General features: G+C 68.1%; 1 protein-coding gene. It reads right to left on the minus strand.

Going from position 1 to position 251, the window contains the following annotated elements:
• The coding region (locus SB772_RS43785; protein WP_410839000.1) for a glycerol-3-phosphate acyltransferase at positions 1–251 on the minus strand (251 nt) is incomplete at both ends.

The following is a 251-nucleotide window of genomic DNA, read 5'->3' on the forward strand; positions in this document are numbered from 1 at the left end:
GTACAGGGCCATGAGCATGCCGGCGGCAGTCGCCACACCCTTGCCGCCCTGGAAGCGAAAGTACAGCGGGAACAGGTGGCCCAGCACCGCGCAGACGCCAACCCAGGCCTGCGCGTGCAGGTCGAGCCCGGCAAGGCGGGCGAGCAATACTGGCAACAAGCCCTTGCACAGGTCGCCAAGCAGGGTCAGGATCGCCAGCTTGCGGCCTGCCAGGCGTAGCATGTTGGTGGCCCCGGCATTGCCCGAACCGC

This window comes from Paraburkholderia sp. SIMBA_030, assembly GCF_046535245.1.
Classification (GTDB): Bacteria; Pseudomonadota; Gammaproteobacteria; order Burkholderiales; family Burkholderiaceae; genus Paraburkholderia.